The 13,516-nt window shown below is 42.1% G+C and carries 23 protein-coding genes; 1 reads left to right on the top strand and 22 read right to left on the bottom strand.

Annotation, left to right across the window (positions count from 1 at the left end; translation table 11 throughout):
• Positions 1–57: 57 nt before the first annotated feature.
• The 22 genes from map to rplC form a co-directional block, all read right to left on the bottom strand.
• Entirely contained in the window at positions 58–849 is a 792-nt protein-coding gene (gene map / locus BMX56_RS07500; RefSeq protein WP_090643445.1) for a type I methionyl aminopeptidase, read from the bottom strand.
• A gap of 6 nt (positions 850–855) precedes the next feature.
• Positions 856–2,196, bottom strand: coding sequence for a preprotein translocase subunit SecY (gene secY / locus BMX56_RS07495; RefSeq protein ID WP_090643441.1), 1,341 nt, complete (start codon positions 2,194–2,196; stop codon positions 856–858).
• A gap of 7 nt (positions 2,197–2,203) precedes the next feature.
• A complete protein-coding gene (gene rplO / locus BMX56_RS07490) occupies positions 2,204–2,650 on the bottom strand; it encodes a 50S ribosomal protein L15 (RefSeq protein ID WP_090643436.1) in 447 nt (148 codons plus the stop codon).
• Positions 2,651–2,654: 4 nt separating this feature from the next.
• A complete protein-coding gene (gene rpmD / locus BMX56_RS07485) occupies positions 2,655–2,834 on the bottom strand; it encodes a 50S ribosomal protein L30 (RefSeq protein ID WP_090643431.1) in 180 nt (59 codons plus the stop codon).
• 6 nt (positions 2,835–2,840) lie between these two features.
• Positions 2,841–3,359 carry a 30S ribosomal protein S5 gene (gene rpsE / locus BMX56_RS07480; RefSeq protein WP_090643427.1) on the bottom strand — a complete coding sequence of 173 codons (519 nt, stop codon included), beginning with the start codon at positions 3,357–3,359 and terminating at the stop codon, positions 2,841–2,843.
• 12 nt (positions 3,360–3,371) lie between these two features.
• The gene (rplR, locus tag BMX56_RS07475) at positions 3,372–3,722 is read right to left on the bottom strand and encodes a 50S ribosomal protein L18 (protein WP_090643423.1); all 351 of its coding nucleotides are present in this window, start codon (positions 3,720–3,722) and stop codon (positions 3,372–3,374) included.
• A gap of 5 nt (positions 3,723–3,727) precedes the next feature.
• On the bottom strand, positions 3,728–4,285 hold the full coding sequence (gene rplF / locus BMX56_RS07470; RefSeq protein ID WP_090643419.1) for a 50S ribosomal protein L6: 558 nt from the start codon (positions 4,283–4,285) through the stop codon (positions 3,728–3,730).
• Between the two features lie 16 nt (positions 4,286–4,301).
• Positions 4,302–4,700 (bottom strand): 30S ribosomal protein S8, encoded by a 399-nt coding sequence (rpsH, locus tag BMX56_RS07465; RefSeq protein WP_090643415.1) that lies wholly within the window; start codon positions 4,698–4,700, stop codon positions 4,302–4,304.
• A gap of 198 nt (positions 4,701–4,898) precedes the next feature.
• The gene (gene rpsN, locus BMX56_RS07460; protein WP_090643411.1) at positions 4,899–5,168 is read right to left on the bottom strand and encodes a 30S ribosomal protein S14; all 270 of its coding nucleotides are present in this window, start codon (positions 5,166–5,168) and stop codon (positions 4,899–4,901) included.
• Positions 5,161–5,724, bottom strand: a complete 564-nt coding sequence (rplE, locus tag BMX56_RS07455; protein WP_090643407.1) for a 50S ribosomal protein L5 — start codon at positions 5,722–5,724, stop codon at positions 5,161–5,163. The genes rpsN and rplE overlap by 8 nt, the downstream gene beginning before the upstream one ends.
• Positions 5,724–6,035 (bottom strand): 50S ribosomal protein L24, encoded by a 312-nt coding sequence (gene rplX, locus BMX56_RS07450; protein WP_177183750.1) that lies wholly within the window; start codon positions 6,033–6,035, stop codon positions 5,724–5,726. Before rplX ends, rplE begins: the two co-directional genes overlap by 1 nt.
• Positions 6,036–6,070: 35 nt before the next feature.
• Positions 6,071–6,439 (bottom strand): 50S ribosomal protein L14, encoded by a 369-nt coding sequence (rplN, locus tag BMX56_RS07445; protein ID WP_073405786.1) that lies wholly within the window; start codon positions 6,437–6,439, stop codon positions 6,071–6,073.
• 1 nt (position 6,440) lies between these two features.
• A complete protein-coding gene (gene rpsQ / locus BMX56_RS07440; protein ID WP_008506277.1) occupies positions 6,441–6,695 on the bottom strand; it encodes a 30S ribosomal protein S17 in 255 nt (84 codons plus the stop codon).
• Positions 6,696–6,715: 20 nt separating this feature from the next.
• Complete coding sequence (gene rpmC / locus BMX56_RS07435) at positions 6,716–6,925, bottom strand: 50S ribosomal protein L29 (protein ID WP_090643399.1); 210 nt, start codon at positions 6,923–6,925, stop codon at positions 6,716–6,718.
• A 125-nt stretch (positions 6,926–7,050) separates the two neighbouring features.
• The gene (rplP, locus tag BMX56_RS07430) at positions 7,051–7,473 is read right to left on the bottom strand and encodes a 50S ribosomal protein L16 (protein WP_090643396.1); all 423 of its coding nucleotides are present in this window, start codon (positions 7,471–7,473) and stop codon (positions 7,051–7,053) included.
• 48 nt (positions 7,474–7,521) lie between these two features.
• Positions 7,522–8,433, bottom strand: coding sequence for a 30S ribosomal protein S3 (gene rpsC, locus BMX56_RS07425; RefSeq protein ID WP_090643390.1), 912 nt, complete (start codon positions 8,431–8,433; stop codon positions 7,522–7,524).
• A 6-nt stretch (positions 8,434–8,439) separates the two neighbouring features.
• The gene (gene rplV, locus BMX56_RS07420) at positions 8,440–8,868 is read right to left on the bottom strand and encodes a 50S ribosomal protein L22 (RefSeq protein ID WP_090643385.1); all 429 of its coding nucleotides are present in this window, start codon (positions 8,866–8,868) and stop codon (positions 8,440–8,442) included.
• Positions 8,869–8,874: 6 nt separating this feature from the next.
• On the bottom strand, positions 8,875–9,141 hold the full coding sequence (gene rpsS, locus BMX56_RS07415; protein ID WP_076377419.1) for a 30S ribosomal protein S19: 267 nt from the start codon (positions 9,139–9,141) through the stop codon (positions 8,875–8,877).
• Positions 9,141–9,968, bottom strand: coding sequence for a 50S ribosomal protein L2 (rplB, locus tag BMX56_RS07410; RefSeq protein WP_090643381.1), 828 nt, complete (start codon positions 9,966–9,968; stop codon positions 9,141–9,143). The genes rpsS and rplB overlap by 1 nt, the downstream gene beginning before the upstream one ends.
• A gap of 8 nt (positions 9,969–9,976) precedes the next feature.
• Positions 9,977–10,267, bottom strand: coding sequence for a 50S ribosomal protein L23 (gene rplW, locus BMX56_RS07405; RefSeq protein ID WP_090643376.1), 291 nt, complete (start codon positions 10,265–10,267; stop codon positions 9,977–9,979).
• 2 nt (positions 10,268–10,269) lie between these two features.
• Positions 10,270–10,902, bottom strand: coding sequence for a 50S ribosomal protein L4 (gene rplD / locus BMX56_RS07400; protein WP_090643371.1), 633 nt, complete (start codon positions 10,900–10,902; stop codon positions 10,270–10,272).
• Position 10,903: 1 nt separating this feature from the next.
• A complete protein-coding gene (gene rplC / locus BMX56_RS07395) occupies positions 10,904–11,521 on the bottom strand; it encodes a 50S ribosomal protein L3 (RefSeq protein ID WP_090643368.1) in 618 nt (205 codons plus the stop codon).
• A gap of 553 nt (positions 11,522–12,074) precedes the next feature.
• Here rplC and BMX56_RS07390 point away from each other — a divergent pair.
• Positions 12,075–13,496 (top strand): C45 family autoproteolytic acyltransferase/hydolase, encoded by a 1,422-nt coding sequence (locus BMX56_RS07390; protein ID WP_090643363.1) that lies wholly within the window; start codon positions 12,075–12,077, stop codon positions 13,494–13,496.
• Positions 13,497–13,516: the final 20 nt, after the last annotated feature.

Below are 13,516 nucleotides of genomic sequence, written 5' to 3'. Positions count from 1 at the left end.
TTGATTTTTACTTAATTATCCGCCCTAAAACCGGGATGCAAAATTAATAAAAATTATTTAATTATTATTCTTTTCTTTTAAAACATTATCAACATACTCAAACGTTGATAAAATGTCAGGTTTTCCTTTACCTATAGCAACAGTATGCTCATAATGAGCAGATGCTTTCTTATCTACAGTTGATACAGTCCATCCATCATCCCAAAACTTAACACCGGCGCGGCCGGCGTTTATCATCGGTTCAATGGCAATCACCATCCCCTCTTCAAGCTTAATACCCGATCCACGTTTACCGTAATTAGGCACTTCGGGCTTTTCGTGAAGTTTAACCCCCACACCATGCCCTACCAGCTCTTTAACAACTCCAAAGCCATTTTTCTCGGCGTGTTCCTGTATCGCGTAGCCTATATCACCTATCCGCATGCCTGCAACAGCTTTAGCAACCCCAAGGTCCAAACACTCACGGGTTACCCGCATGAGTTTTTTTACTGTGTCGCTTACTTCGCCAATAGCAAAAGTATAAGCCGAGTCGCCTACAAAACCGTTTAATATAGCACCGCAATCAACAGAAACTAAATCACCTTCTACCAGTACATGTTTTCCGGGGAAACCATGAACTACCTGGTCATTTAATGATATGCAGAGGGAGTAGGGAAACCCGCCGTAGTTTAAAAAAGCGGGGATACCGCCGTTATCACGTATAAAGGTTTCAGCAAGTCTGTCGAGTTCGATAGTAGTAACACCCGGGCCTATTACTTTAGCAACCTCTGCATGTGTTCTGGACACCAGCAGCGCGCTTTCCCGGATCAACTCTATTTCCTCGGCAGACTTGTAAATTATTTTTGACATTCCTTATTAGATCGCTGTCGGACTTGTTCCGGCAGCAGCAGGCATTGCTGTACGTCCTTTAATCCGTCCGGTTTTCATTAAACCATCATAATGGCGCATCAACAGGTGGCTTTCTATTTGTTGCAAGGTATCCAACACAACACCTACCAGGATAATTAACGATGTGCCGCCAAAAAATCTTGCGAAGATTGGAGATACACCTACCAAACTGGCAATTGCCGGTATAATTGCTATCATAGCCAGGAAAATAGACCCTGGTAAGGTAATTTTTGATATTACACCATCTATATAATCGGCGGTTGACTTACCTGGTTTAACACCCGGAATAAACCCGCCGTTCTTCTTCATATCGTCAGCCATCTGGTTAGGGTTAACCGTAATAGCAGTATAGAAGTAAGTAAACAGGATGATCAACACGCCAAACAGCGTATTATGCTGCCATGAATTATAATTTGACAACGCAATTAGTATACCGTTTGATGAAATGCTTGGCATAAACTGTTGTACAGTTTGCGGTATAAACATTAATGCCTGCGCAAATATAATAGGCATTACACCGGCAGCATTTACCTTTAACGGTATATACTGGCGCACGCCACCATATTGTTTATTGCCCACTATACGTTTAGCATACTGCACCGCAATTTTACGGGTACCCTGTACAATAAGGATAGTAAACATTACAACCCCAATTAAGCCCACAATTTCAACAATGAATGTAATTAAACCGCCTGTACCACTGGTACGCGAGTTAAATTCTGTTAAAAATGCACCGGGCAACTGGGCAATGATACCCACCATGATGATAAGCGATATACCGTTACCAATACCTTTGTCTGTAATTTTTTCGCCCAGCCACATCACAAATAATGTACCTGCCGTTAAAACAAACATGTTAAGAACAGTAAAGAATGGGTTGCTGATCATCATAGCATCAGCAGAGATCTGCGATTTTAAATAACCTATAGCCTGCAGGGCAGTTATACCTATGGTTAGGTAACGTGTCCACTGGTTTAGCTTATTACGGCCGCTTTCGCCCTCTTTTTGCAATTTGGTAAAATAAGGTACCGCGATGCCTAATAATTGCACCACAATTGAAGCCGAGATATAAGGCATTACACCCAATGCAAAAATAGACGAATGTGAAAACGCCCCTCCTGCAAACATATTCAGCAATCCTACTAATCCTTCTGCTTTCTGGTTAGCTACTAATGCAGGATTAACCCCTGGCAAAACAACGAAAGTACCAACGCGATATATTGCAAGAAATAAGAGTGTGTTTATAATACGCACTCTTAAATCTTCGATTTTCCAGATATTGGATAATGTGGTGAAAAATTTCTTCATCCTAAAATTATAGCTTAACTATGGTACCACCAGCTGCTTCAATAGCTTTTTGAGCTGTAGCAGTAAATGCATGTGCCTTAACTTCTAATTTGGCAGTTAATTCGCCACGGCCCAGAATTTTAACCAGGTCGTTACGTGATACCAAACCATGTAATTTCAAAGTATCAAAATCAACAACATCAAGTGTGTATTTTGTTACTAATTCTTGCAATACATCAAGGTTTACACCAGTATACTCTACGCGGTTAGGGTTTTTAAAACCAACCTTAGGCACACGGCGTTGTAAAGGCATCTGACCGCCTTCAAAACCTACCTTGCTGCTTGTACCTGAACGTGAACCGGCGCCTTTGTGGCCACGGGTTGACGTACCGCCACGGCCAGAACCTGTACCACGGCCAATTCTTTTCCTATTTTTAGTAGAACCTTCTGCAGGTTTTAAATTACTTAAATTCATGATATTAAATATTTTCTACCGCTACCAGGTGGTTAACTTTTCTAACCATACCAATTATAGCTGCAGTTGCCTCAACTTCCACACTGTGGTTAATTTTACGCAAGCCTAATGCTTCGATAGTCTTTTTTTGGCGCTCACTTCTGTCGATCACGCTCTTAATCTGTGTTATTTTGATTTTGGCCATGACTGATTATCCGTTAAATACTTTACCTAAACTAACGCCACGTTGCTGTGCTACAGTATGGGCATCACGTAATTGTGATAACGCAGATACAGTTGCTTTAACCACGTTGTGCGGATTTGATGAACCTTTTGATTTAGCTAACACGTTGTGGATACCTGCAGACTCTAACACTGCACGCATTGCACCACCCGCGATAACACCGGTACCGTTTGCTGCTGGTTTCAAGAAAACAAAACCACCGCTGAATTTGCCAATTTGCTCGTGAGGGATTGTGTTGTTGATAATAGGAACTTTAACTAAGTTCTTTTTAGCATCATCAATACCTTTTGCAATGGCTTCGGTAACCTCTTTTGCTTTGCCTAATCCGTAACCTACAACACCGTTTTCGTCGCCTACTACCACAATGGCAGAAAAGCTGAAAGTACGGCCACCTTTGGTTACTTTGGCAACACGCTGTATGCTTACCAAGCGGTCTTTTAATTCGATCTCGCTTGTTTTTACTCTTTTTATGTTGATTGTTGACATTTCTCTGTTCGATTAAAAGTTTAAACCACCTTCACGTGCACCTTCGGCCAGTGACTTAACACGACCATGGTACAAATAACCGTTCCTGTCGAAAACCACATCTTTAATACCTGCTGCGATAGCTTTCTGAGCTACCAGTTTGCCTACGGCTACTGATTGATCAGATTTTGTGCCATCAGCGGTAAAATCTTTTGACAAAGATGATGCTGATACGATAGTTTTACCGGTTAAATCGTCAATGATCTGCGCGTAAATACCTTTATTGCTCCTGTATACTGACAGGCGAGGACGCTCTGTTGATCCTGAAAGGCGTTTTCTGATACCTTTTTTAATCCTGTCTCTTCTTGATAATTTAGCTCCCATGACGATTATTTTTTAGATGCTGATTTACCTGCTTTTCTTCTCAATATCTCGCCTACAAACTTAATACCTTTACCTTTGTAAGGCTCTGGAGTACGTAACGAACGTATTTTTGCAGCTACCTGGCCAATTAACTGTTTGTCAATTGATTCAAGTATGATAGTTGGGTTTTTACCCTTATCAGCAGTGGTTGTAACTTTAATTTCTGTTGGCAATTCAAATACATAGTGGTGAGAGTAACCCAACACTAAATCTAATGTATTACCGGTATTGGTAGCACGGTAACCTACACCAACCAATTCCTGTTGGATTTTGTAACCTTCGGTTACGCCTACTACCATGTTGTTGATAAGCGCACGGTATAAACCATGTAATGCTTTGTGACGTTTTTGATCAGACGGGCGTTGAACCAGTAACTGACCATCTTCCTGTGCAATGGTGATATCGCTATCAACCGCTTGCTGCAATTGACCTTTAGGGCCTTTTACTGTAACAACATTATCTGCTGATACGGTAACAGTTACTCCTGCTGGCATTGCTATCGGTGCTTTTCCTACTCTTGACATTGCTTAATTTCTCCTATTAATAAACGTAGCATAAAACTTCGCCACCTACATTTTGCTGACGGGCTTCTTTATCAGACATTACGCCTTTAGAAGTTGACAGGATGGCGATACCTAAACCATTTAATACTCTTGGCATTTTTTCCATGCCTGCGTATTTCCTCAAACCTGGTTTACTGATGCGCGTAATGCTACGGATAGCAGAAATTTTAGTTATCGGGTGGTACTTTAAAGCAACTTTGATGCTGCCTTGCGGACCATTTTCCTCAAACTTGTAATTGGCAATGTAACCTTTGTCGAAAAGCACCTTGGTGATTTCCTTCTTCAGATTTGATGCAGGAATTTCAACAACCCTATGGTTGGCTTTAATAGCATTCCTTACTCTTGTAAGATAATCTGCGATTGGATCTGTATTCATTTTATTGGGTTATGATGGTGGTTTCCTTCCCGTAACATCCGGGGCGACCTTCCATCGGTTAATTCTTTTTTATAGTATCAAGTAGTTAGTATCAAGTATCAAGATTTTGTCTTGTTTTCTGATGCTAACTACCTCTACTCTTCAATACCGTTCGCAAGGTATGTCTTGCTACTTGATACTATATACTTGATACTGAAATTACCAGCTTGCTTTCTTTACTCCCGGGATTTTGCCATCAAGAGCCATTTCACGGAATGTTACCCGTGAAATACCAAACTGACGCATATAACCACGTGGGCGGCCGGTTAATTTACAACGGTTGTGTAATTTTACCGGAGATGATGCCTTAGGTAATTTATCTAAACCAACGTAATCGCCGGCTTCTTTAAGGGCTGCTCTTTTCTCTGCGTATTTAGCAACCAATTTAGCGCGCTTTACTTCACGAGCTTTTACACCTTCTTTAGCCATTGCTATTTTGATTTTTAAATGGTAATCCAAATTGTTTCAACAACTCCAATGCTTCAACATCGTTTGTTGCGGAGGTTACAAAGGTAATATCCATACCTTGGATTTTATTGATTTTGTCAATATTTATCTCAGGGAATATAATTTGCTCTGTAATACCTAAAGTATAGTTACCTCTGCCGTCAAAACCTTTGTCGTTGATGCCTTTAAAGTCACGGATACGTGGCAGGGCAACAGCGATTAAACGATCTAAAAACTCATACATTGTGTTGTCACGCAAGGTAACACGTACGCCAACCGGCATATTTTTACGCAATTTAAAGTTCGAGATATCTTTTTTAGATTTTGAAGATACTGCCTGCTGGCCAGTGATGGTTGTTAACTCGGTGATGGTGTTCTCGATCAGTTTTTTATCGGTAGTAGCACCGCCAACACCCTGGTTAATGGCAATTTTTTCCAGTTTAGGAACCTGCATTACGCTTTTGTACTGAAATTTATCTTTCAGTGCGGTACGAATTTCGTCTTTGTATTTTGTTTTTAATCTTGGTACGTAAGTCATTACTTAATTTCCTCCCCTGATTTTTTTGCTACCCTTACTAATTTGCCGGCATCGTTCAATTTACGGCCAACACGGGTTGTATTACCTGATTTAGGGTCAACCAGCATTAGGTTTGAAATATGTATAGCAGCTTCTTGTTTAACAATTCCGCCGTTAGGGTTAGCAGCATTAGGTTTGGTATGTTTTGATACCATATTGGCACCTTCAACAACAGCCCTGTTTTTTGCTATTATCACCTCAACTACTTTACCTTGCGATCCTTTTGAATCGCCGGCTATAACTTTTACCAGGTCGCCTTTGCGAATTTTCAGTTTGCCTGGTGTTGCAACTTTTTTCTTTTCCATGATTACAATACCTCCGGTGCTAATGATACAATTTTCATAAATTGTTTCTCACGCAGTTCTCTTGCAACAGGGCCAAAGATACGTGTGCCTCTTGGCTCATCCTGGTTATTTAACAAAACAGCTGCGTTATCGTCGAAACGGATGTATGAACCATCTTTTCTGCGGATCTCTTTTTTGGTGCGTACTACTACGGCTTTTGATACAGTACCTTTTTTTACGTTACCTGAAGGTAAAGCGCTTTTTACGGTTACTACTATCTTATCGCCTATAGATGCATACCTTTTGCCGGTACCACCTAACACGCGGATCACTAAAACTTCTTTAGCGCCACTGTTATCGGCTACGTTTAATCTTGATTCCTGTTGTACCATCTTATTTAGCCCTTTCTAAAATTTGAACTAATCTCCAGTTTTTGCTCTTGCTCAGCGGGCGGGTTTCCATAATCAATACGGTATCGCCAATGCCACAAGTGTTGGTCTCATCATGAGCCATAAATTTTGTGGTTTTTTTCACGAATTTACCGTAGATAGGGTGTTTCACTTTACGCTCAACAGCCACTACAATAGATTTTTCCATCTTATTGCTAACCACCAGGCCGGTACGTGTTTTTCTTAAATTTCTTTCCATTTTTCTGAATGCTTAAAAAATTAATTCTTTTCAGAAGCCGACGCCGCTTTGCGTTTTGTTAATTCAGTATTTAACTGAGCAATTCCCTTGCGTACCTTTGTTATACGGGATGGATTCTCGATAGCCGATACTGCGTGAGCAAATTTCAATTTGGTAAGGGTTGACCTTTCCTCGCCGATTTTTGCTACCAGTTCTTCTGTAGATAGTCCCAAAATTTCTGAGTTCTTCATCTTCTTGTGTTATTTGTTGTAATAGTAGAAAGTTTCAACGTTGTATTGTTTTGGTTTGATGGTTGAAAGTTCGGCATCTAACTTTACAACTTGTGAAAACTTTACAACTTTTCAACTCTTCCAATTTATGCTTCTACGTAATCCCTACGTACAATAAATCTTGTTTGTACCGGAAGTTTTTGTGCTGCAAGGCGCAAAGCCTCTTTAGCAACTTCCATAGGCACACCTTCGGCCTCAAAAATGATCCTTCCGGGGCGTACTACCGCTACCCAGTACTCAGGAGCACCTTTACCTTTACCCATACGTACCTCTGCTGGTTTCTTGGTTACAGGCTTGTCAGGGAAAATCCTGATCCACACCTGGCCTTCACGTTTCATAAAACGTGTTACAGCAATACGTGCAGCCTCGATCTGGCGGCTGGTAATCCATGCCGCTTCGAGTGATTTTACACCGAAAGATCCGAATGAAAGTTCAGCACCACGAGTGGCTAAACCTTTCATCCTGCCTTTTTGCATCTTTCTGAACTTCGTTCTTTTTGGCTGTAGCATTTTCTTAAGCTTTTATATCGTTACGATATTTGTCTTTCTATTTTATAATTATCTCTTTCCTGGGCCACCTGGACGGTTACCGCCACCTTGACCACCTGGACGGCTGCCACCTTGACCACCCGGACGGCTACCGCCACCACGAGGACCACCTTGACCACCTGCTCCAGGACCGCCTCTGCGATCGCCGCCACCTGGTTTCCTGTCATTTCTGCGTTCGCCACCACGTTCGCCACCGCGAGCGTTATCACGACCACCGAATGCCGGTGCACCATCTGGCCTGCCACCTTTACCGCTTGCGCTGCTTGCACCACCAATGTTTGGCGATAAATCGCGTTTGCCGTAAACTTCGCCTTTACAGATCCATACTTTAACACCTATTTTACCATAAGTAGTTAATGCTTCTGCTAATGCGTAGTCAATATCAGCACGGAAAGTGTGCAAAGGAATTCTTCCTTCTTTATATTGTTCGCTACGTGCCATCTCAGCGCCACCTAAACGGCCTGATGTCATGATCTTAATACCTTCGGCACCCATTCTCATGGTTGAAGCTATAGTAGTTTTCATGGCACGGCGGAAAGAGATACGTGCTTCTAATTGTTTTGCAATACCTTCTGCCACTAATTGTGCATCAAGCTCGGGGCGTTTGATTTCGAAGATGTTGATCTGAACTTCCTTTTTGGTAAGTTTTTTCAACTCTTCTTTAATCTTATCAACTTCGGCACCGCCTTTACCAATCACAATACCCGGACGGGCAGTGTGTATAGTTACAGTGATGCGTTTTAATGTGCGTTCGATAACCACTTTTGATACACCACCTTTAGCGATACGTGCTGAAAGGTATTTGCGGATTTTTTCGTCTTCAACTAATTTGTCGGCATAATGATTGCCACCGAACCAATTAGAATCCCAACCTCTGATGATTCCTAATCTGTTACCTATTGGATGTGCTTTCTGTCCCATTTCAAATTAATTGTTTTCGTTTTTACTATCCACAACCAGTGTTACATGGTTTGAGCGTTTACGGATACGGTATCCCCTTCCTTGCGGAGCAGGGCGTAACCTTTTTAGCTGACGGCCACCGCCTACTGAGATTTCTTTAATAAACAAGCCATGATCTTCGGCTTTTTTACCTTCGTTTTTTGCTTCCCAGTTAGTAATTGCCGATACTAATAATTTCTCTACGCGGATGGCAGCTTCTTTATTAGTAAACTTTAAGATACTTAAAGCTGAAAATACATTTTTACCACGAACCAGGTCAACTACCAAACGCATCTTGCGTGGTGAAGTTGGGCAGTCCTGTAACTTGGCAACAGATGCACCACCGGTTACGGCTTTTGCAGCTTCTTTTTGTTGCCTGATCAGTACAGACTTTTTAATTTTTGTTGTTGCTTCCATTGCCTGTTATTTTTTCTTCTCTGCGTGACCGCGGAATGTACGGGTTGGAGCAAATTCTCCCAACTTGTGACCAACCATGTTTTCTGTTACATACACCGGGATAAACTTGTTACCATTGTGTACTGCGAATGTGTGACCAACGAAATCAGGAGAGATCATGGAACGACGTGACCATGTTTTTACAACTGATTTTTTGCTTGATTCATTCAAGGTCAGAACTTTTCTTTCCAGGTTATGATCAATATAAGGTCCTTTTTTAATTGAACGTGCCATTATTTTTTCCTTCTTTCAATGATATAACGATCCGACCCTTTTTTCTTATCACGAGTTTTGTAGCCTTTAGCTAACAACCCTTTACGTGAACGTGGATGACCACCTGAGGCTCTACCCTCACCACCACCCATAGGGTGATCTACCGGGTTCATGGCAACACCACGAACACGCGGCCTGCGGCCTAACCAACGTTTGCGGCCTGCTTTACCTAACACCGCGTTTGCTCTTTCGCCATTTGAAACGGTACCGATAGTTGCCAAACAAGTTGACAATATCATACGTGTTTCGCCTGAAGGCAATTTGATGATGGCATATTTACCATCGCGCGCCGAAAGCTGGGCATAAGTACCGGCACTGCGGGCAATAACACCACCCTGGCCTGGGTTTAACTCAATGTTGTGGATGATAGAACCTAACGGGATGTTCTTCAAAGGCATGGTGTTACCAACCTCTGGAGTAGCTGTCTCGCCGGCTACAACTACCGTTCCAACTGTTAAGCCTTCCGGAGCTATCATGTATCGTTTTTCACCATCAACAAAATGTAACAGTGCTATACGTGCCGAACGGTTAGGATCGTACTCGATAGTTGCAACTTTTGCAGGGATGTCAAATTTATTACGTTTGAAATCAATCAACCTGTATGCTTGCTTATGACCACCACCTAAGTAGCGCATAGTCATTTTACCGGTGTTGTTACGTCCGCCCGATCTTGTGTTGGATGATACAACCAACGACTTTTCAGGAACGTTTGTTGTAATATCTGAGTTAGATACGTCAACTCTGAAACGGGTACCCGGGGTAACCGGTTTAAATCTCTTTACTGCCATCTCTATAATTATATATTGCTGTAAAAATCAATTGTTTGACCGTCATTCAAAGTAATGATCGCTTTTTTATACGTAGCAGCACGGCCAGATACGGCGCCTGCCTTAGTATTGCGAGTTTTAAGTTTGCCGACGTATTTCATAGTGTTTACCGCCTTAACGTTAACACCGTACATTGCCTCAATGGCGCCTTTAATCTGAATTTTGTTTGCTCTGTGATCAACTTTGAAAGCATAACGGTTAAGTTTCTCGGTTAATTGAGTTACTTTTTCAGTAAGTAGGGGTTTCTTTAAAATTTCCATAATTACTTAGCTAATGCTTCCTCCAAAGTTTTAACAGCGCCTGTAGTTAATAACAGTTTACCAGCGTTTAACACATCATAAGTGTTTAGCTGCTCAACCGAAATTACTTTCGTTTTCTTCAGGTTTCTGCTTGATAAATACACATTGTTATTTTCGGCGCCTGCTACTACTAATAATGTTTTGTCATTAGTAACATTCAGGTCGGCCTCCATTTTAATGTAGTTTTTAGTTTTGATGCTATCAAAATTAAAATCTTCCAATACTAAAATGTTGTTATCTTTTGCTTTGTATGATAAAGCCGATTTACGGGCCAGTGATTTTAACTTCTTGTTTAATTTGAAGCTGTAATCGCGTGGTTGCGGACCGAAAACGCGACCACCACCATTAAATAATGGAGATTTAACGCTACCTGCACGGGCACCACCTGTACCTTTTTGTTTATATAATTTGCGGGTTGAACCTGCAATTTCGTTACGCTGTTTTGATTTGTGTGTACCCTGACGTTGGTTAGCTAAAAATTGCTTAACATCAAGATAAATCGCGTGATCGTTTGGCTCAATACCGAATACCGACTCAGGAAGCTGCACCTTGGCACCTGTTTCTTTACCTGATACGTTTAATACGTTTACTTCCATCTTATTTATCCACTATTACGAATGAACCCTTAGCTCCGGGGATGGAACCTTTAACAACCAACAGGTTTTGCTCAGCGTAAACCTTAATCACTTGTAAGTTCTGTGTTTTAACACGAACGTTACCGGTTTGACCTGCCATGCGCATGCCTTTAAATACACGCGATGGCCATGATGACGCACCTAAGGAACCTGGCGCACGTAAACGATTGTGCTGACCGTGAGTTTGCATACCCACACCACCAAAACCGTGACGTTTTACCACACCCTGAAATCCTTTACCTTTTGAAGTACCAACCACATCAACAAAATCTCCCGCGGCAAAAATATCAACGGTAACAGTGTCACCTAATGATTTTTCGTCCTCGAAAGTTTTGAATTCAACAAGCTTACGCTTTGGAGTTGTACCGGCTTTTTGGAAGTGTCCTTTTAACGGACCGGAGGTGTTTTTTTCCTTTTTGTCGCCATATGCCAGCTGTACAGCTGCATATCCGTCTGTATCAACAGACTTAACTTGTGTTACCACGCAAGGGCCAGCTTCGATTACGGTGCAAGGAATATTCTTCCCTGTTTCGTCGAAAATGCTGGTCATTCCTACTTTTTTACCAATAATTCCTGACATTTCTTTAATTTATTTGTGTCCATCGAAGCAGTAGGGCTTCGTTCAAGACATATTATTCCCCCCGAAAGGGACGGCAAAGATAGAAACTTTACAGTAATAATCAAATAGTTAGTGAGTTATTTTTTTATAAATTTTATATACTTGTTTTAACGGAAGGTTTCGGGGTATTTAGCTGGAGGTTAAGCGATTTAATTGGGGTGTTACTTCCATCTCCCAAACGCCAATGCAGGGTGCCGGAAAATGGCCGTTTAACTGACGGCGTAAAATTTCATGAGCCTGATTTTTTATTAGGGAATTACTCCCCCAGCGGGGGAAAAGCTTTGTAGTAAAAAACCCGGGATGGAGCTCCGTGCCAGAGGTACGGAACCTTAGGTGGCGTACCTCTGGCACGCAAAAACGTTAATCCATTTATGCTACAAAGCTTTTGCTCCTCTGGAGCATCCTGTCAATTGCTTAACTTAAAGCGATTTCCCCATTGGCAAAATAAGTTCTGTTGCTATCCCCATTTTCTTTCCCTATATTCATCCATCTAACAATTAAGCAGTTAAACACGATGAAACAATTTGCTCAAACGCTTTCTATCATCTTTATCACCACTCTATTATTTGCCTGCAAGCAAAAACCCACAGAAAAAAATACTATAGCGCATGACCGCATGGGCAAAGCCTCCCGCGAAGACAAAAACGGATGGATTTACGTGCACCTGGCGGGTTCGCCTGCCGATATTGGCTATCAGCATGGTTACCTGCTATCTAAAGAAATAGATACCTTAATAAAGGTGATGCAGTATTACCTGCCCTATACCAGTAAAAAAGACTGGGCTTTTTACCGCAAGGCATCGGCCCGGTTTATGTGGAACAAGATTGGTAAAGAATACCAGGACGAGATTCGTGGCATAATCGAAGGTTTGAAAGCCAAAGGCCTGAAATACGATACCCTGGATATTACCGCACTTAATGCCAACATCGAACTGGCCCAATATTATGTGCCCGGTTTGATGAATAAAGTAAAACCCGGCAGCGGCGATAACAAAGCACCGGGAAATTGCAGCGCCTTTATAGCTACAGGAAAATATACCAAAGATGGCAAAATAGTGATAGGCCATAATAACTGGACGGATTATATTGTGGGCGAACGCTGGAATGTAATTGCCGATATCGCACCCGAAAAAGGCAATCATATACTAATGGATACCGCGCCGGGCTTTATCCATAGCGGCGACGATTTTGTAGAAACCAGCAGCGGCATTGTGATAACCGAAACTACCATTACCGGCTTTAAAGGTTTTGATACCACCCGCACCCCCGAGTTTGTACGCGCACGCAAAGCCGCCCAATACAGCAACAGTATTGATGATGTGATAAAAATAATGACTACCGATAACAACGGCGGTTACGCTAACGACTGGCTCATTGGCGATACCAAAACCAACGAGGTGGCTAAACTGGAGCTGGGCCTTAAAACCATGAAAGTATGGCGATCAAAAGATACCGCCATGATAGGCTCAAACTTCCCTGCCGACCCGAACCTGATTAAACAGGAAACAACATTTAATGTAAATGATAAAACCAACTCGCCCAACGCCCGCAAACTGCGCATGGAAAAACTGGTTTGTGTTAACTACAAAGGCAAACTTGATGCCGATAACGGTAAAACAATTGAAGGCGATACCTTTGATGCGCTTAACAATAAAACCGCGCTAAACCGCTGCGTTATTGATGGCCATATTGATAAAGACCCTAAAGGCTGCCCCGAGTGGAGCGAAGGCCCCTACTACCCCATGGGCGCCGTACAAGGCAAAGTTGCCACTGCCGATATGGTTAGCAAACTCCAGCTGTGGGCACACATGGGCCATCCAAGCGGCGATGATTTCCTGGCAGCACCGTTTCTGAAGCAGCATCCCGAATATAACTACCAGGCCAAATATTTACGGAATATGAAAGCCTATCCGTGGACGTTGTTTGCGGCTAAATAACGTTGATATCTATAACTTAC

This window comes from Mucilaginibacter sp. OK283, from assembly GCF_900110415.1.
In the GTDB taxonomy this organism is placed as follows: Bacteria; Bacteroidota; Bacteroidia; order Sphingobacteriales; family Sphingobacteriaceae; genus Mucilaginibacter.
Note: the sequence above shows the minus strand (reverse complement) of the source record. Positions and strands in the feature narration are given on the sequence as shown.